Raw genomic sequence first — 16063 nt, 5'->3', positions numbered from 1 at the left:
TCGCAGTATTTGATCGAATTTATCGAGGTGAACCATGCAGGCAGAATTTTGGCATTCACGCTGGACGAGTAATCAGATCGCTTTTCATCAGCCGCAGGTCAACGCTTACCTGCAACAGTACTGGCCTGCGCTGGGGGTCCCAGCGGGCGCACGGGTGCTGGTGCCCTTGTGTGGCAAGAGCCTGGACATGCTCTGGCTGGCAGGGCAGGGCTTGCAGGTGCTCGGGGTCGAGTTGTCGGAGCGCGCGGTGGCGGACTTCTTCGACGAACATCAGTTGGTGCCGCAGATAGAGCAGCGTGGGGCGTTCAAGGTGTATCGCTGTGAAGACATCGAGATCTGGTGTGGGGATTTCTTCGCGCTGACAGCGCTGGACGTGGCCGGCTGCTCGGCGCTGTACGACCGCGCTGCGGTGATCGCGTTGCCGTTCGAGATGCGCACGCGGTACGCCGAGCATCTGCACACGCTGTTGCCAGCGGGCAGCCAGGGGCTGCTGATTACCCTGGACTACCCGCAGGAGCAGATCGACGGCCCGCCGTTCGCTGTCACCGCTCAGGAGGTGCAGCGCTTGTTCCCGGCCTGGCAGCCCCAGGAGCTTGCCGCGCATGACATCCTGCAGGACAGCCCGAAGTTTCTCCAGGCCGGTACCCATTGGTTGCTGGAGCGGGTCTACCGTGTGCAGCGCTGACAAAAAAAGGGCGACCCTGGGGTCGCCCTTTGTTGTCGCCTTGACGCTTAACCGCGACGGCGCAGCGCTTCGATACGGTCTTCCAGCGGTGGGTGGCTCATCAGCAGGCCAGCCAGGCCTTGCTTCAGGCCGCCGTTGATGCCGAAGGCATTCAGGGTGTCCGGCATGTGTACCGGCACGCCTTGTTCCGAACGCAGGCGCTGCAAGGCGCTGATCATTGCGCTGGTGCCGGCCAGGCGGGCACCGGCTTCGTCGGCGCGGTACTCGCGTTTGCGCGAGAACCACATGACGATGGTGCTGGCCAGGATACCCAGTACCAGCTCGGCGACGATGGTCGCGATGTAGTAGGCAATGCCTTGGCCGCCTTCGTTCTTGAAGATCACCTTGTCGACAAAATTGCCGATGATCCGCGCAAAGAACATCACGAAGGTGTTCACCACGCCCTGGACCAAGGCCAGGGTGACCATGTCGCCGTTGGCGACGTGGCCGATTTCGTGGGCCAGTACGGCACGCACCTCATCGGGCGAGAAACGCTCGAGCAGGCCCTGGCTGACCGCGACCAGCGCATCGTTACGGTTCCAGCCGGTGGCAAAGGCGTTGGCCTCGTAGGCCGGGAAGATACCCACTTCCGGCATCTTGATACCGGCCTCGCGGGACAGCTCTTCAACGGTCTGCAGCAGCCATTGCTCATGACGAGTGCGTGGCTGGCTGATGATCTGGGTACCCGTGCTCATCTTCGCCATCCACTTGGAGATGAACAGCGAGATCAGCGAGCCGGCAAAGCCGAACACGGCGCAGAAAATCAGCAACTGATCGAGCTTGAGGTCAACTCCGTTTGCCGCCATGAACCCGTTGAAGCCGAAAAGGCTCAGGGTAATGCTGGCAATCAGCACGACCGCAAGGTTGGTGGCCACAAACAGCAAAATGCGCATCATGGTTGTTTCGTTCTCCTGATGGACAGAAATCTAGCGTATGCGGGGTATATAAGGTGCGCGCCCGGTCTATTCAACTGATCGACTATTTCAAACTGTGTACATACCCGCGTTTTGGGCGCATCCAGCTAGCCCGCGCGCCAGAGCGGTGGGTAGGAAATGTCGGAAGGCTCCGCAGGACGAAGCCTGCGCCACGGACGGCGCAGGCTTGAGTGTAGGTTACTGCTGGTAGGTCTTCAGGAAGTTGCCGATGCGCCCGATTGCCTGCTCCAGCTCGTCGACCCGTGGCAGGGTGACGACGCGGAAGTGGTCCGGCCACGGCCAGTTGAAGGCGGTGCCTTGCACGATCAGGAGTTTTTCCGACAGCAGCAGGTCGAGGGCGAACTTCTCGTCATTGAAGATCGGGCAGACCTTCGGATCGATCCGCGGGAAGGCGTACAGGGCGCCCATCGGCTTCACGCAGCTGACGCCAGGGATGTCGTTGAGCAGTTCCCAGGTGCGGTTGCGCTGCTCAAGCAGGCGGCCAGGTGGCAGGACCAGGTCATTGATGCTCTGGTAGCCGCCCAGGGCGGTCTGGATCGCGTGCTGGCTTGGCACGTTGGCACACAGGCGCATGTTGGCCAGCATGTCGATGCCTTCGATGTAGCTCTGGGCATGCTGCTTGGGCCCGGAGATGGCCAGCCAGCCGGAGCGGAAGCCCGCCACGCGGTAGGACTTGGACAGGCCGTTGAAGGTCAGGCAGAGCAGGTCCGGGGCCAGCGAAGCGGTGCAGATGTGCACGGCATCGTCGTAGAGGATCTTGTCGTAGATCTCGTCGGAGAACACCACCAGGTTGTGCTGGCGGGCGATTTCCAGCATGCCCAGCAGCAGGTCGCGCGAGTACACGGCGCCGGTCGGGTTGTTCGGGTTGATCAGCACCAGGGCCTTGGTGTTCGGGGTGATCTTGGCCTTGATGTCGTCCAGGTCAGGGAACCAGTTGGCCTGCTCGTCGCACAGGTAGTGCACCGGGTTGCCGCCAGCCAGGCTCACGGCGGCGGTCCACAGCGGGTAGTCCGGGGCCGGGATCAGCACTTCGTCGCCATTGTTGAGCAATGCCTGCATCGACATCACGATCAGCTCGGAGACGCCGTTGCCCAGGTAGATGTCTTCGATGCCGACACCTTCGACCTGCTTTTGCTGGTAATACTGCATCACCGCCTTGCGCGCGCTGAACAGGCCCTTGGAGTCGCTGTAGCCTTGTGCGGTCGGCAGGTTGCGGATCACGTCCTGGAGGATTTCGTCCGGCGCTTCGAAACCAAAGGGTGCCGGGTTGCCGATGTTCAGCTTGAGGATACGGTGGCCTTCCTCCTCCAGACGCTTGGCGTGCTTGAGCACCGGGCCGCGAATGTCGTAGCAGACATTGGCGAGCTTGTTCGATTTGCTGACCTGCATGATGTGATCCCAATAAGAAAAGATCGCCGCGTTGCGCAGTGAAAAGGTTTGAAATGCGCGTAACACGGGTGCCAGACTGGCGTCTGATGAGGCGCAATAATACGTGCCACCCGCGCTGTGGAAAAGACACAGTGCGGGCTTTTTAGCTTGATGAGGCCTGCCAATGGAAAAGATCGAGAAAACCCTGGAAGAATGGCGCGCGATGCTCGACCCGGAACAGTACAACGTGTGCCGGCTCAAAGGCACCGAGCGCCCGTTCAGCGGTAAATACAATGGCACCAAGACCGATGGCGTCTACCATTGCATCTGCTGCAACGCGGCGCTGTTCGATTCCGCCAGCAAGTTCGATTCCGGCTGCGGCTGGCCGAGCTTCTATGAGCCGATCGCCGACAGTGCGATGGTCGAGATCCGCGACGTTTCCCACGGCATGATCCGCACCGAGGTCACCTGTGCCCAGTGCGACGCACACCTGGGCCATGTGTTCCCCGACGGCCCGCCGCCGACGGGCCTGCGTTACTGCATCAACTCGGTGTGCCTGGACCTGGTCCCGCGTTAACCACTGCCCCACGCCGAACAACCAAGGAGCGCCGTCATGGCTGATGCATTGCTGAATATCCCCTGCACCACGATGAAGGGCGAGCAAAAGACCCTGGCGGACTTCCCGGCCAAGGCCGTGCTGGTGGTCAATACAGCCAGCCAATGCGGTTTCACCCCGCAATACAAAGGGCTGGAGGCGCTCTGGGAGCGCTATCGCGCGCGTGGCCTGGTAGTGCTCGGGTTCCCCTGCAACCAGTTCGGCAAGCAGGAGCCGGGTGATGAGCAGGCGATCTCGCAGTTCTGCGAGCTGAACTTTGGTGTCAGCTTCCCGCTGTTCAAGAAGGTCGAGGTCAACGGTGGCGGTGCATCGCCGTTGTTCGTCGAGCTGAAGAAGCGCGCGCCGGGTCTGCTGGGCTCGCAGCGTATCAAGTGGAACTTCACCAAGTTCCTGGTCGATCCGAATACCGGCAAGGTCATGCGCTTTGCGCCGACCACCAAGCCCGAAGCGCTTAGCGACTTGATCGAGAAGTTGCTCAAGTAGGCGTCAACGGCACCCAGTGCTCGATCAGCGCCAGTAGCTCTTCGCGCCGGAAGGGCTTGGCCAGGTAGTCGCTCATGCCCGCCGCGCGGCAGCGTTCGCGCTCCTCGGGCATGGCGTTGGCGGTCAGGGCGACGATCGGCAGGTTCGGCCAACGTCCGCTCTGGCGGATCCGCCGGCTGGCCTCGTAGCCATCCATGACCGGCATGTTGCAGTCCATCAGCACCATGTCGAAGCTGCTGGTTTCCAGTAGCTCCAGCGCCTCGCCGCCATGCGCGGCCACACTCACTTCACAGCCCAGTTTCGCTAGCATGCCTTTGGCCACCAGTTGATTGACCGGGTTGTCCTCGACCAGCAGGATGTGCGCCCGGCGCTCATTCGTCAGGTTGTCGGCCTGTGCTGACGGGCTCAAGGCATCGCTGCCAAGCAGTGTGCGGCGCAGCGCCTGGTACAGGGCATTGCGCGCCAGGGGCCGGGCTTGCTGCTGCAAGGGGGCAAGGTTGGCTGCCTGTTCACCGGGCAGGAAGTTGCCGTAGGCAGTGACCAGCAGGATCGGTGCCTGAATGGCCGGACGCAGGCCGAACAGGCCATGGAGGTTGTCGGTGATCAACAGGTCCGGTTTTGCGTCGGCCAGGGTCTCGACGCTGTCATGCCGGATATAGTCCAACCCCCAACCCGGCAGCAGGGTTTGCAGCAGTTCGGCCAGGCCGCTGCTGGCATTGCTGATGGCGACGACCTTGCCTTGCAACTGCTGGGGCGCGATGGCCGGGGTATGGCAGGGGAGCGGCAGCTCGGCAATGAACTGGCTGCCGAAACCTGCTTCGGAGCTGATGCTCAAGCGCCCCTCCATGGCTTCGCAGAGGTTGTTGGTCAGTGCCAGGCCCAGGCCGGTGCCGCCGTACTGGCGGGTGATGCCGGCGCCCGCCTGGGTGAACGGCTGGAAAATCCGTACCTGGGCTTCCTGGGGGATGCCGATGCCGGTGTCGCGCACCTCCAGGTGCACGCTGCCCGTGTGCTTGAGCCGTACATCGACGCGGCCGAAGCGGGTGAACTTGAGGGCGTTGGACAGCAGGTTGCTGACGATCTGCCTGACCCGGGTCGGGTCGCCCAGCACCAGGGCGGGAAACTGCGGGTCGATCAGGCAAGTCAGCTCTACACTGGAAGCGGCATTCTGCGACAGCAGGTTGGCGGTGTCTTCGACCAGCGCGCCGAGGTCGAACGGGATGCGCTCCAGCTCCAGCTGGCCGGCATCGAACTTGGACAGGTCGAGAATATCGTTGAGCAGTTCCACCAGCACCTTGCCCGAGTCGTGGGCGATGGACAGTTGCTGGCGTTGCTCGGCATTCAGCGGGCTGTCCAGCGACAACGCGATCATGCCCAGCAAGCCATTGAGCGGGGTGCGGATCTCGTGGCTCATGTTGGCCAGGAACGCGGCGCGCGCCTGGGCCATGTCGAGCGCCCGGCTGCGGGCTTCTTCCAGCTCTTCATTGGATTGGCTCAGGCGCGTGTTGCTGGCCTTGAGCTCATTGGTGCGCGCGGAAACAATGTTCTCCAGCTCATTGAGGTAGTCGGTCAGACGGTTTTCGGCATTGCGTCGCTGCTGGATTTCGGTGGCCATGCTGACGAACTGCTGGTTGGCGACCTTGACCAGCACGCCGATCTCGTCGTGCTCGTGGCCAGGGGGGAAGGTCAGCTTGTTCTGGCTGGGCGAGCGCGTGTTGCTGGTGCTCAAGGCGCTGATCACCCGGACCAGCGGTTTGGTCAGCATCATGTAGAACAGCGCCAGGAGAATCCCGGTCAGTACCAGGCTGCGCACAAAGCCGTTGAGCAGGGTCACTTCGGCCCGGTTGAGAAAGCGGCTGCCGAAGGCGAACGTGTCCACTTCGATGAACAGGGTGCCCAGGTACTCGTCGGGCATGTGGCTCAAGGCCAGGCGATCCTTGAACTGCCGGCTGTCACCAAACAGGAAGTCGCTGATTACCCGATAACCGCTTTCCTGGCGTGGGCGCTGGACGTCGGCGAGTACCGTGTCGTTGTTGTCGATCAGGCGGGCGCGGGTGATGGCGGGGGAGCGCAGCAGGCCGCCGGTGAGTTCCTTGGCCAGCTCCGAATCGATGTTGTAGGCGATGCGCGAGGCGGTGTTGTGGCTGATTTCCAGCAGCGCCTGCATCTCCCGGTTGATAGAGGCGTCTTCACTGGCATAATCGATACCGATCTGGATGAGGCTAAGCAAGGTCCCCAGGATGAAGCCGACCAGCACCGTCAGGCGGGCTTGCTTGTAGGACAGACGATTGGTGAACTTGATATCCATGTGTCCCGAGCCAGTTCCACGTTCCATGCGCTGCGCAAGCATAGCCGATCAACCCCGGCTGCTGGCACGTACTGTCGCACATTCAGTTTGCCCCGATACCCTTGAATCTGTCTTGAGGACTTAACGTGGACTCCCGTTTGAATGCATTTCTCGAGCGTGCCGAAACGGTGCTGGCACGACTGGAACCCCTGCTACCGGCACTGCGTACCGACATCGACTGGAACCACAGCCTGGCGGCCCGCTGGCAACGTGAAGGTCGAAGCGGCTTCCTGATGCCATTGGAGGTCAGCCTGGACATGCGCCTGTCTGACCTGATCGGCGTCGACAAGCAGCGCGAGCAGCTGGGCCGCAACACCCGCCAGTTTCTCGATGGCATGCCGGCGAACCACGCGCTGCTCTGGGGTTCGCGTGGCACCGGTAAATCCTCGCTGGTGCGAGCCTTGCTTGCCGAGCATGCCGAGGCGGGCCTGCGCCTGATCGAGATCGAGCGCGATCACCTGGCGGATCTGCCGCGGGTGGTCGAGCAACTGCACAAGCTGCCACAGCGTTTTGTATTGTTCTGCGACGACCTTTCATTCGAAGCGGGCGAGGGCGACTACCGCGTGCTCAAGAGCGTGCTTGATGGCTCCCTGGAGCAGGCGCCGGACAACGTGCTGCTGTACGCCACGTCGAACCGCCGGCACCTGGTGCCGGAGAAGCAGAGCGATAACGAACACTGGAAAATGATCGATGGCGAGCTGCACCCAAGCGAAGCGGTGGAAGACAAGATCGCCTTGTCCGACCGTTTCGGCTTGTGGCTGTCGTTCTATCCCTTCACCCAGGAGCACTTCCTCGATGTGGTCGAGCATTGGATCGGTCAGCTTGCCGCGCGAGCGGGGCTGGCCTGGGTGCGCGATGAAGAACTGGAAAAGGCGGCCATTCGCTGGGCAACCGGGCGGGGCAACCGTAACGGCCGCTGTGCTTATCAATTCGCCCGTTACTGGGTAGGACTCAAATTGCTGGAGCAACACTGATGATCGATTTGAACGCGACGGGCGCCGGCCTGGCCGGTTATGGCCTGCTGGCCGCCCAGCTGGAAGCGCTGCTGGCAGGTGAGCGAGACTTCATCGCCAACGCCGCGCAGTTCTCCGCCTTCCTTTATACCCAGGTCGAAGACCTGAACTGGGCGGGCTTCTATCTGAATCGCGATGAGCAACTGGTGCTTGGGCCGTTTCAGGGGCAGGTGGCGTGTGTGCGGATCCCCTTCGGGCGGGGCGTGTGTGGTGCAGCGGCGCAAGCGCGCGAGACCCAGCGGGTCGAGGACGTGCATGCGTTCCCGGGGCACATTGCCTGTGACAGCGCCTCGAACAGCGAGCTGGTGATTCCGTTGGTCAAGGACGGTCGCCTGATTGGCGTGCTGGATCTGGACAGCCCGAAGCTGGCGCGCTTCAGCGTTGAGGACCAGGCCGGGATCGAGCGCCTGGCGCAGATATTCCTGCAATCGACTGACTGCTGAAATAGAAGAGGGGGCCTTGATGGCCCCCTCCGCTTTGACGCTCACAACCCTGTAGGAGCCGGCCAGCGACCCAGCTACAAAGATTGTCAGTCGTAGATAACCTTCTTCTTCCAGTCATCCGACGGGTCAGCCTTCAGCCCTTCGGTCAGTTCGTTGACCTCGTCTGCGGCCGGCTCGATCTTGTCCAGCACCATGGCATTGGCGCGAGCCAGCAACTTCTCCATGTACTCGAGCTGTTCACGGTACTGCACCGGGTCTGGCTGTTTACGCAGGTACTGCACCCCGCGTTCGAACGCCAGGCGTGCATGCCCAGGCTGGTTCTGCTGCAAGGCTGCCTGGCCGAGGTTGTTGAAGAACTCGATATGCAGCAGCACCAGGATGTGGCGGATTTCCTTGACCCAGTACTTGGCTTCGTTGTGCGCCAGGAAACCTTCCTGGGAAGCACGTACCACCTGGCTGTGCAGCGCTTCGAGCAGGAAGCGCACATCCTTGGCCCGTGCTTCGGTCTGGATCGGGCCCGGCGGGTTGTTCACCGGCAGCGACTCACCCTTGGCGATCAGGCCTTCCAGCTCGGCAATGCGCGAACGAATGCTGCTGCTGTTCTTGTCCAGGCTCAGTTGACGCTGGTTGAGGTTCAACTCCAGGCGGGTCAGCAGCAGCTTGAGGGCAGGCGTCATCAACTGGCCGGGGAAGGTTTCGGTGATTTCACCGCAACGGCGCAGGCGCTCTGCCAGTTCGACCTTGAGACGGGCGCGTTCCAGCTTGTTGTTCTCGACCACGTTGTTCAGGTAGCCGATCACGATCAATAACGCGATACCCGCTACTATAAGCAGGGTAATCAGAAGTGGTGTCACCGTTAACGCCTCATCAAGGTAGGTTTACTTGATTGAGTGTAGTGGCTTCGCATTTGCCCGGATAGAGGCGTTTGGCGGTTGCCGACAGGGCACTGATGGCAAAAAGCCTTGAAGTGCCCGATTGTGCGGGCTCGCCTTGAAGCGCGGGCGTCAGAAATAAATCGTCAAAGGACAGGCGCTGCATTGGCTGCCCTACAGCCTGAAAGCAGGGCGAAGTCATTGATTTAAATAAATTTATATCTAGGGGTTGACGACTCTTCAAAGCATCCCTAGAATGCGCGCCACTTACAGCGTAAAGCACACAGCGAAACGCGGTAGGGAGTGAAGTTGTAGTGTGTCCCCTTCGTCTAGTGGCCTAGGACACCGCCCTTTCACGGCGGTAACAGGGGTTCGAGTCCCCTAGGGGACGCCATATTTGCGGGAATAGCTCAGTTGGTAGAGCACGACCTTGCCAAGGTCGGGGTCGCGAGTTCGAGTCTCGTTTCCCGCTCCAGTTTACACAGGCTTTGCTCTCGGGCAGGGCTGGTAAAAATCCAGGGTTTAGCCTTAAGGTTTTATCCTGGTCTCTGAAGCATGTTTTGCATGTTTCGGGCGTCGTCCCCTTCGTCTAGTGGCCTAGGACACCGCCCTTTCACGGCGGTAACAGGGGTTCGAGTCCCCTAGGGGACGCCATATTTGCGGGAATAGCTCAGTTGGTAGAGCACGACCTTGCCAAGGTCGGGGTCGCGAGTTCGAGTCTCGTTTCCCGCTCCAAATTTAAAAAACGTCGTTCAATTGAACGGCGTTTTTTTTTTGCCTGTTTTTGGCGGGTGCAGGTTTTTGCCGTGTCATGCAGAAAAAATCCCACTTGGGGCTTGGCAAATGTGCAGAACAGGTTCAGAATAGCGCCACTCCAAACGAGCAATAAGTTGTTTTAAATCAACAGCTTGCTGGTCGATAACGGAGTAGCTTCACTTTGCGGGAATAGCTCAGTTGGTAGAGCACGACCTTGCCAAGGTCGGGGTCGCGAGTTCGAGTCTCGTTTCCCGCTCCAGATACAAAAACGCCGTTCAATTGAACGGCGTTTTTTTTTGCCTGAAGAAAGTGCCCGGCGATCTGGCACTGCCAACCCTGCGGTAGCCGGCAGTGCCGGCTACCTGGGCGGTGATCAGTGCTTGCTGTCTTGCGCCGACATGCTCAGCAGTTGTTTTTCCTGATGCCAGTCGAACGGCTCGTCATTCTGTTCGGCTTCGAAGCGACGCTCTTCCAGGGCCTGGTACAGGTCCAGCTCTTCGTCAGGCATGAAGTGCAGGCAGTCGCCACCGAAGAACCACAGCAGGTCGCGCGGTACCAGGTGGGCGATCTGTGGATAACGCTGGATCACCTGGCACATCAGGTCCTGGCCCAGGTACTGGCTTTCCAGCGGATCAACCGGCAATTCGGCGCGCAGCTCATCGAAACGTTCCAGAAACAGCGCATGGCTCTCTTCAGGAACCTGCTCAGCCTCGCCCAGGGCGACCAGAATGCTGCGCAGGTGATCGAGCAGTTGGAGGTGATACTCCAGATGTGGGGTGGCCATGGGGTGGTCCTCTTTGAGCAAAAACGGGCGCAGGAGTATACGGCTCCACGCGCCCGATGTCCCGGCTGATTGGCTTAGCGGACCTTGCCGTGCACCGGCAGCAGTTCCTCCTTGGTGAAGGCGTCCACGTCGATGACCCGACGCCGCGCTGCCTCGGCCTCATGCAGGCTTCGCGCTTCTTCCGCCTGCAGCACGCCGGCATGCAAGGCTGCATCGATCAGCGATTGGCCCGGCGTTGTTGTCAGTTGGCCGCCCTTGCTTGCCTGGTGCAGCTTCTTGTGCAAAGGCGCGCTGGCGCTGAGCAGGTCGCTGGCGTGTTGCAGGGCGCCCACCGGGTCGTCTTGCGCCGTTGGGCGATAACAGCCGGCAAGCAGCTCTTCCAATGCTGGGTCGCCTTTGCCGCGACCAATCAGCGCCGCTACCTCGGCATCCAGTGCATCGGAAGGGCCGGTGTGCTGGCGACCGAGCGGGAACACTACCAGGCGCAGGGCGCCCCCGATAAAGCGGTTGGGGAAGTTGTCGAGGATGCGGTCCAGGGCTTTCTCGGCCTGGCCCAGGCTTTCTTCCATGGCCCAGCTGAGTAGCGTGCGCATGTGTTCGGGCGAACCGAGGTCGTGGTAGCGCTTGAGCGCCGCCGAACCGAGGTAAAGGTTGCTCAACACATCGCCCAGGCGTGCGGACAGTCGCTCACGGCGTTTCAGTTCGCCGCCCAGCAGCATCATGCTCAGGTCCGCCAGCATGGCAAATGCCGCAGCCTGGCGGTTGAGGGCGCGGAAGTAGCCCTGGCTGAGCGAATCGCCCGGCGCTTTCTCCAGATGCCCCAGGCCAAGCCCCAGTATCAAGGTGCTGGCTGCGTTGCCGACTGCGAAGCCGATGTGCTTCATCAGCAATTGGTCGAACTCCTTGAGCGCCTGGTCGTGGTCTTCGCGACCGGCCAGGGCCATTTCCTTGAGCACGAACGGATGGCAGCGAATGGCGCCCTGGCCGAAAATCATCAGGTTGCGTGAAAGGATGTTCGCCCCTTCGACGGTGATGAAGATCGGCGCACCTTGCCAATTGCGGCCCAGGTAATTGTTCGGGCCCATGATGATGCCCTTGCCGCCGTGCACGTCCATGGCGTGCTGGATGCATTCGCGGCCGCGCTCGGTCAGGTGGTACTTGAGGATCGCCGACAACACCGATGGTTTTTCGCCCAGGTCGACGGCCTTGGCCGTCAACAGGCGGGCGCTGTCCATCAGCCAGGCGTTGCCGCCAATGCGTGCCAGGGATTCCTGAATGCCTTCGAATGCCGCCAGCGGCACATTGAACTGCTCGCGCACCTGCGCATATTGCCCGGTCACCAGGCTGGTGTACTTGGCCGCCCCGGTGCCGACCGCCGGCAGCGAGATCGAGCGCCCGACCGACAGGCAGTTCATCAGCATCATCCAGCCTTTGCCGAGCATCTCCTGGCCACCGATCAGGAAGCTCAGGGGCACGAAGACATCCTTGCCCGAATTGGGGCCGTTCATGAAGGCAGCGCCCAGCGGCAGGTGACGCTTGCCGATTTCAACGCCCGGGGTGTCAGTGGGGATCAGCGCAAGGCTGATGCCCAGCTCTTCTTCCTCGCCCAGCAGGTGGTCGGGGTCGTGGGCCTTGAACGCCAGGCCGAGCAGGGTGGCCACCGGGCCAAGGGTGATATAGCGTTTTTCCCAGTTCAGGCGCAGGCCGAGGACTTCCTCGCCTTGCCATTGCCCCTTGCAGATCACCCCGGTGTCGGGCATCGCGCCAGCATCGGAGCCGGCCAGCGGGCCGGTGAGGGCGAAGCAGGGGATTTCATCGCCACGGGCCAGGCGCGGCAGGTAATGATTGCGTTGCTCGTCGGTGCCGTAATGCAGTAGCAGTTCGGCGGGGCCCAGGGAGTTGGGCACCATCACCGTGGAGGCCAGGTCGCCGCTGCGGGTGGCCAGTTTCATCGCGACCTGCGAATGGGCGTAGGCACTGAAGCCTTTGCCGCCGTACTCCTTGGGGATGATCAGGGCGAAGAAGCCGTGTTCCTTGATATGCGCCCAGGCGGTGGGCGGCAGGTCCAGGTCCTGGCCGATCTGCCAGTCACTGACCATGGCGCACAACGCTTCGGTCGGGCCATCAATAAAGGCTTGTTCCTCTTCGGTTAGTTGCGCCTTGGGATACGCCAGCAGGGTGTTCCAGTCCGGGCGGCCGCTGAACAGCTCGCCGTCCCACCAGACGGTGCCGGCGTCGATGGCCTCGCGCTCGGTTTGTGACATGGGTGGCAGAGTGCGTTTGAACCATCCGAACAACGGGCCGCTGAGCACCTTGCGGCGCAGGTCGGGAATCAGCACCAGGGCAAACTTGATCGCCAGCACCACCCAGAAGATCGCCAGCAACCAGCCGGGCGCGCGACTGAAAATACTCATCGCCAACACATACACGGCCACGATGCTCAATGCCGGCAGGGCATCGACACGTCGGTGGGCGAGGTAGGCCGCACCGATGACCAGGACCACTAACCACAACAGCAACATAATCTTTCCTCCGTGAAACCTTGGGGCATGGCGCCATCCATCAGAGCGTAGTCGGCATCTGCTAAACGGCCTCGTCAGAACAGTGACAGGGCATGAACAGGGGAGTTCGTTTCGACGGCAACGATTGCCTGGTCGGTGCGCTGGGGTAGACTGGCCGTCCAGCGCATTCAGTCAGGGAGTCGTCATGCTCAAGATCTGGGGTCGAAAGAACTCGTCCAATGTCAGGAAAGTACTGTGGTGCGCCCAGGAGCTGGGCGTTGAGTACGAGGCCATTGATGCCGGCGGCGCCTTTGGCGTGGTCAACGAGCCGCGTTACCGTGAACTCAACCCCAACGGCCTGGTGCCGATGATCGAAGACGACGGGCTGGTGCTCTGGGAGTCCAACGCCATCGTGCGTTACCTCGGCGCCAAGCACGCGCCAGGCACGGCCTGGTACCCGAGTGACCCGATCGAACGCGCCAAGGCAGATAAATGGATGGACTGGACCACCTCGTCCTTCGCCACGCCGTTTCGGCCTCTGTTCTGGGGCCTGCTGCGCACGCCGCCGGAGCAGCAGGACTGGGTCGCGATCAACGCCGCGCAGAAAGCCTGCGCGCAATTGCTGTCGATAGCCGACCAGACCCTGGCCTCCCAGCCGTTTCTTTCCGGTCAGGAGCCGGGCATGGGCGACGTGCCGCTAGGCAGCTTTGTCTACGCTTGGTTTGAAATGCCGATCGAACGGCCAGAGATGCGCCATTTGCGCGCCTGGTACGAACGGCTGCAGGAGCGCCCGGCCTATCAGGCGGCAGTCATGACTGCGCTAACTTGATCGCTTCGCTAATCCTGATAGGTAATATCGATACACTTGACTGTACATGTGTGGCCTGGGCAAGCACCATGGCTACACTTCGCCACGGCTGAGCCTAGACCGGCCGTGCCCTGACCGTAATTAATCCAATCTGGTGCGTAGACCCGTTATGAGTTCTGCTCTGTCCATCCGGCAGCTAACCAAGACCTACGGCAATGGCTTCCAGGCCCTCAAGGGCATCGACCTGGATGTCGCCGAAGGTGACTTCTTTGCCTTGCTCGGCCCCAATGGTGCCGGCAAATCCACAACCATCGGCATCCTCTCGACCCTGGTCAACAAGACCAGCGGCAGCGTGAACATCTTCGGCCACGACCTGGACCGCAACCCGGCCCAGCTCAAGCGCAGCATTGGCGTGGTGCCGCAGGAGTTCAACTTCAACCAGTTCGAGAAAACCTTCGACATCGTCGTGACCCAGGCGGGTTATTACGGCATCCCGATGAAGGTGGCCAAGGAACGCGCCGAGCAATACCTGACCCAGCTGGGCCTGTGGGACAAGCGCGATGTGCCGTCGCGGTCGCTGTCTGGCGGCATGAAGCGCCGGTTGATGATCGCCCGGGCGCTGATCCACGAACCGCGCCTGCTGATTCTCGATGAGCCGACTGCGGGCGTGGACATCGAGCTGCGCCGCTCGATGTGGACCTTCCTCACCGAACTGAACCAGCAAGGCATCACCATCATCCTCACCACGCATTACCTGGAAGAGGCCGAGCAGTTGTGCCGCAACATCGGCATCATCGACCACGGCACCATCGTCGAGAACACCAGCATGCGTGCCTTGCTCGGCCAGCTGCATGTCGAGACCTTCCTGCTTGATCTCAAGCAGGACCTGGCCGCGGCGCCGGAGCTGGTCGGCTATCCGGCCCGGCTGATCACGCCGCATACCCTGGAAGTCCAGGTAGACAAGGATGTGGGCATCACCGCGTTGTTCGGCCAGTTGGCCCTGAAGAACATCGAGGTGCAGAGCCTGCGCAACAAGACCAATCGACTCGAGGAGCTGTTCGTGTCCCTGGTGGAAAAAAACCTGGCAAAGGTGGCGGTATGAGTTCGGAACTGCGCCCCAATCTGGTCGCCCTGAGCACCATCGTCTATCGCGAAGTCCGGCGCTTCATGCGCATCTGGCCGCAAACCCTGCTGCCGCCGGCGATCACCATGGTCCTGTACTTCGTGATCTTCGGTAACCTGATTGGCCGGCAGATCGGCGACATGGGTGGCTTCACCTACATGGAGTACATCGTGCCGGGCCTGATCATGATGTCGGTGATCACCAACTCCTACGGCAACGTGGTCTCGAGCTTCTTCGGTAGCAAGTTCCAGCGTTCGATCGAAGAGCTGATGGTGTCGCCGGTGTCGCCGCACACCATCCTCATCGGCTACACCCTGGGTGGCGTGCTGCGCGGCCTGGCGGTGGGGGTGATCGTGACCATCCTGTCGTTGTTCTTCACCCATCTGCAGGTGCATCACCTGGGGGTGACCATCCTGGTGGTGGTGCTGACCGCGACGATCTTCTCGCTGCTGGGGTTCATCAACGCCGTGTTTGCGCGCAACTTCGATGATATCTCGATCATCCCGACCTTCGTGCTGACCCCGCTGACCTACCTGGGTGGCGTGTTCTACTCGATCAACCTGCTGCCGCCGTTCTGGCAGACGGTGTCGATGGCCAACCCGGTGCTGCACATGGTCAACTCGTTCCGCTACGGCATCCTTGGGGTGTCGGACATCAAGATCGGCACCGCGATCACCTTCATGCTGGTGGCAACCGCCGTGCTGTATATCGGCTGTGTGCGCCTACTGGTCAGCGGTCGGGGCATGCGTAGCTGACCGCTGCTTGCGCCGGCGCCACTGCCTGCCCACCCACCAGCGCCAATAGAGCATGGTCAGGCAGTACGCCAGCGCACCCAAGATCACCCCGCACACCACCGAGCCCAGCAGGAACGGCTGCCACAGCGTTGACAGCTGGTCGGTGATCCATTGGAACGTCAGTTCATCGGGCAACGTGCGGGCCGGGATGCCCATCAGCCAGGCACCCATCTGGTAGGTACAGAAAAACACCGGCGGCATGGTGATCGGGTTGGTCAGCCAGACCAGGCTGACCGCGATCGGCAGGTTGCCGCGCACCGGAATCGCCAGGCTGGCCGCCAGCAGCATCTGCATCGGAATGGGAATGAAGGCCGCGAAGATGCCCACGGCCATGGCACGCGCTACCGAATGGCGATTGAGATGCCACAGGTTGGGGTCGTGCAGTAGCCGCCCGAGAAAGCGTAAGGATTTGTGCTCCCGGATACTCGTCGGATCGGGCATGTAGCGTTTGAAAAGTCGACGCGGCATGTGGGGTCTCGGCGCTTTTAAGGGGGCC

The 16063-nt window shown here is 61.4% G+C and carries 15 protein-coding genes and 5 tRNA genes; 13 read left to right on the top strand and 7 right to left on the bottom strand.

Annotation, left to right across the window (positions count from 1 at the left end; translation table 11 throughout):
* Positions 1-34: 34 nt before the first annotated feature.
* A complete protein-coding gene (locus tag M5G11_RS01405; RefSeq protein ID WP_273911899.1) occupies positions 35-685 on the top strand; it encodes a thiopurine S-methyltransferase in 651 nt (216 codons plus the stop codon).
* Positions 686-732: 47 nt separating this feature from the next.
* Here the strand turns inward: M5G11_RS01405 and htpX are convergent, their stop codons facing one another.
* Positions 733-1620 (bottom strand): protease HtpX, encoded by an 888-nt coding sequence (htpX, locus tag M5G11_RS01400; protein WP_273911900.1) that lies wholly within the window; start codon positions 1618-1620, stop codon positions 733-735.
* A 216-nt stretch (positions 1621-1836) separates the two neighbouring features.
* The gene (locus M5G11_RS01395; RefSeq protein WP_273911901.1) at positions 1837-3048 is read right to left on the bottom strand and encodes a pyridoxal phosphate-dependent aminotransferase; all 1212 of its coding nucleotides are present in this window, start codon (positions 3046-3048) and stop codon (positions 1837-1839) included.
* 163 nt (positions 3049-3211) lie between these two features.
* Here M5G11_RS01395 and msrB point away from each other — a divergent pair, with 163 nt between their 5' ends.
* Positions 3212-3604, top strand: coding sequence for a peptide-methionine (R)-S-oxide reductase MsrB (msrB, locus tag M5G11_RS01390; RefSeq protein ID WP_273911902.1), 393 nt, complete (start codon positions 3212-3214; stop codon positions 3602-3604).
* Between the two features lie 36 nt (positions 3605-3640).
* Complete coding sequence (locus tag M5G11_RS01385) at positions 3641-4126, top strand: glutathione peroxidase (protein WP_273911903.1); 486 nt, start codon at positions 3641-3643, stop codon at positions 4124-4126.
* Here M5G11_RS01385 and M5G11_RS01380 read toward each other — a convergent pair.
* Positions 4119-6476 carry a response regulator gene (locus M5G11_RS01380; protein ID WP_273911904.1) on the bottom strand — a complete coding sequence of 786 codons (2358 nt, stop codon included), beginning with the start codon at positions 6474-6476 and terminating at the stop codon, positions 4119-4121. The genes M5G11_RS01385 and M5G11_RS01380 overlap by 8 nt on opposite strands.
* An 83-nt stretch (positions 6477-6559) precedes the next feature.
* Between M5G11_RS01380 and M5G11_RS01375 the strand changes: the two genes are divergently transcribed.
* Both M5G11_RS01375 and M5G11_RS01370 read left to right on the top strand, forming a co-directional pair.
* Positions 6560-7447 (top strand): ATP-binding protein, encoded by an 888-nt coding sequence (locus M5G11_RS01375; RefSeq protein WP_273911905.1) that lies wholly within the window; start codon positions 6560-6562, stop codon positions 7445-7447.
* Positions 7447-7929, top strand: coding sequence for a GAF domain-containing protein (locus tag M5G11_RS01370; protein WP_273911906.1), 483 nt, complete (start codon positions 7447-7449; stop codon positions 7927-7929). The genes M5G11_RS01375 and M5G11_RS01370 overlap by 1 nt, the downstream gene beginning before the upstream one ends.
* Before the next feature lie 86 nt (positions 7930-8015).
* Here the strand turns inward: M5G11_RS01370 and M5G11_RS01365 are convergent, their stop codons facing one another.
* Positions 8016-8783, bottom strand: coding sequence for a hypothetical protein (locus tag M5G11_RS01365; protein ID WP_273911907.1), 768 nt, complete (start codon positions 8781-8783; stop codon positions 8016-8018).
* Between the two features lie 336 nt (positions 8784-9119).
* On the opposite strand from M5G11_RS01365, the gene M5G11_RS01360 reads away from it, so the two are divergent.
* The 5 genes from M5G11_RS01360 to M5G11_RS01340 all read left to right on the top strand — a co-directional run bounded on the left by M5G11_RS01360 (position 9120) and on the right by M5G11_RS01340 (position 9816).
* Positions 9120-9195 (top strand) — tRNA-Glu (locus M5G11_RS01360).
* A 5-nt stretch (positions 9196-9200) separates the two neighbouring features.
* A tRNA-Gly gene (locus M5G11_RS01355) sits at positions 9201-9276 on the top strand.
* A gap of 103 nt (positions 9277-9379) precedes the next feature.
* Positions 9380-9455, top strand: a tRNA-Glu gene (locus M5G11_RS01350).
* Positions 9456-9460: 5 nt separating this feature from the next.
* Positions 9461-9536 (top strand) — tRNA-Gly (locus M5G11_RS01345).
* A 204-nt stretch (positions 9537-9740) separates the two neighbouring features.
* Positions 9741-9816: transfer RNA gene (locus tag M5G11_RS01340), tRNA-Gly, on the top strand.
* Between the two features lie 114 nt (positions 9817-9930).
* Here the strand turns inward: M5G11_RS01340 and M5G11_RS01335 are convergent.
* Positions 9931-10341 carry a PA2817 family protein gene (locus tag M5G11_RS01335; protein WP_273911908.1) on the bottom strand — a complete coding sequence of 137 codons (411 nt, stop codon included), beginning with the start codon at positions 10339-10341 and terminating at the stop codon, positions 9931-9933.
* Between the two features lie 74 nt (positions 10342-10415).
* The gene (locus tag M5G11_RS01330; protein WP_273911909.1) at positions 10416-12863 is read right to left on the bottom strand and encodes an acyl-CoA dehydrogenase; all 2448 of its coding nucleotides are present in this window, start codon (positions 12861-12863) and stop codon (positions 10416-10418) included.
* Between the two features lie 184 nt (positions 12864-13047).
* On the opposite strand from M5G11_RS01330, the gene M5G11_RS01325 reads away from it, so the two are divergent.
* From M5G11_RS01325 to M5G11_RS01315, 3 genes are all read left to right on the top strand, one after another.
* Positions 13048-13671, top strand: a complete 624-nt coding sequence (locus M5G11_RS01325) for a glutathione S-transferase family protein (protein ID WP_273911910.1) — start codon at positions 13048-13050, stop codon at positions 13669-13671.
* Between the two features lie 148 nt (positions 13672-13819).
* Positions 13820-14752 (top strand): ABC transporter ATP-binding protein, encoded by a 933-nt coding sequence (locus M5G11_RS01320; protein WP_273911911.1) that lies wholly within the window; start codon positions 13820-13822, stop codon positions 14750-14752.
* Complete coding sequence (locus M5G11_RS01315; protein WP_273911912.1) at positions 14749-15528, top strand: ABC transporter permease; 780 nt, start codon at positions 14749-14751, stop codon at positions 15526-15528. Before M5G11_RS01320 ends, M5G11_RS01315 begins: the two co-directional genes overlap by 4 nt.
* Here M5G11_RS01315 and M5G11_RS01310 read toward each other — a convergent pair.
* Positions 15496-16035 (bottom strand): DUF2062 domain-containing protein, encoded by a 540-nt coding sequence (locus tag M5G11_RS01310; protein WP_273911913.1) that lies wholly within the window; start codon positions 16033-16035, stop codon positions 15496-15498. The genes M5G11_RS01315 and M5G11_RS01310 overlap by 33 nt on opposite strands.
* Between the last annotated feature and the right edge of the window lie 28 nt (positions 16036-16063).

Source organism: Pseudomonas fontis (assembly GCF_028656955.1).
In the GTDB taxonomy this organism is placed as follows: Bacteria; Pseudomonadota; Gammaproteobacteria; order Pseudomonadales; family Pseudomonadaceae; genus Aquipseudomonas; species Aquipseudomonas fontis.
This window is presented reverse-complemented; position numbering and strand designations above follow the sequence as displayed.

What these genes read in the sequence shown, in the direction of transcription:
- M5G11_RS01380 (WP_273911904.1), bottom strand. Translation starts at nt 6,476, where the DNA reads ATGCTTGCGCAGCGCATGGAACGTGGAACTGGCTCGGGACACATGGAT.
- M5G11_RS01325 (WP_273911910.1), top strand. Translation starts at nt 13,048, where the DNA reads ATGCTCAAGATCTGGGGTCGAAAGAACTCGTCCAATGTCAGGAAAGTA.
- M5G11_RS01370 (WP_273911906.1), top strand. Translation starts at nt 7,447, where the DNA reads ATGATCGATTTGAACGCGACGGGCGCCGGCCTGGCCGGTTATGGCCTG.
- msrB (WP_273911902.1), top strand. Translation starts at nt 3,212, where the DNA reads ATGGAAAAGATCGAGAAAACCCTGGAAGAATGGCGCGCGATGCTCGAC.
- M5G11_RS01335 (WP_273911908.1), bottom strand. Translation starts at nt 10,341, where the DNA reads ATGGCCACCCCACATCTGGAGTATCACCTCCAACTGCTCGATCACCTG.
- M5G11_RS01320 (WP_273911911.1), top strand. Translation starts at nt 13,820, where the DNA reads ATGAGTTCTGCTCTGTCCATCCGGCAGCTAACCAAGACCTACGGCAAT.
- M5G11_RS01315 (WP_273911912.1), top strand. Translation starts at nt 14,749, where the DNA reads ATGAGTTCGGAACTGCGCCCCAATCTGGTCGCCCTGAGCACCATCGTC.
- M5G11_RS01385 (WP_273911903.1), top strand. Translation starts at nt 3,641, where the DNA reads ATGGCTGATGCATTGCTGAATATCCCCTGCACCACGATGAAGGGCGAG.
- M5G11_RS01330 (WP_273911909.1), bottom strand. Translation starts at nt 12,863, where the DNA reads ATGTTGCTGTTGTGGTTAGTGGTCCTGGTCATCGGTGCGGCCTACCTC.
- htpX (WP_273911900.1), bottom strand. Translation starts at nt 1,620, where the DNA reads ATGATGCGCATTTTGCTGTTTGTGGCCACCAACCTTGCGGTCGTGCTG.
- M5G11_RS01395 (WP_273911901.1), bottom strand. Translation starts at nt 3,048, where the DNA reads ATGCAGGTCAGCAAATCGAACAAGCTCGCCAATGTCTGCTACGACATT.
- M5G11_RS01405 (WP_273911899.1), top strand. Translation starts at nt 35, where the DNA reads ATGCAGGCAGAATTTTGGCATTCACGCTGGACGAGTAATCAGATCGCT.
- M5G11_RS01310 (WP_273911913.1), bottom strand. Translation starts at nt 16,035, where the DNA reads ATGCCGCGTCGACTTTTCAAACGCTACATGCCCGATCCGACGAGTATC.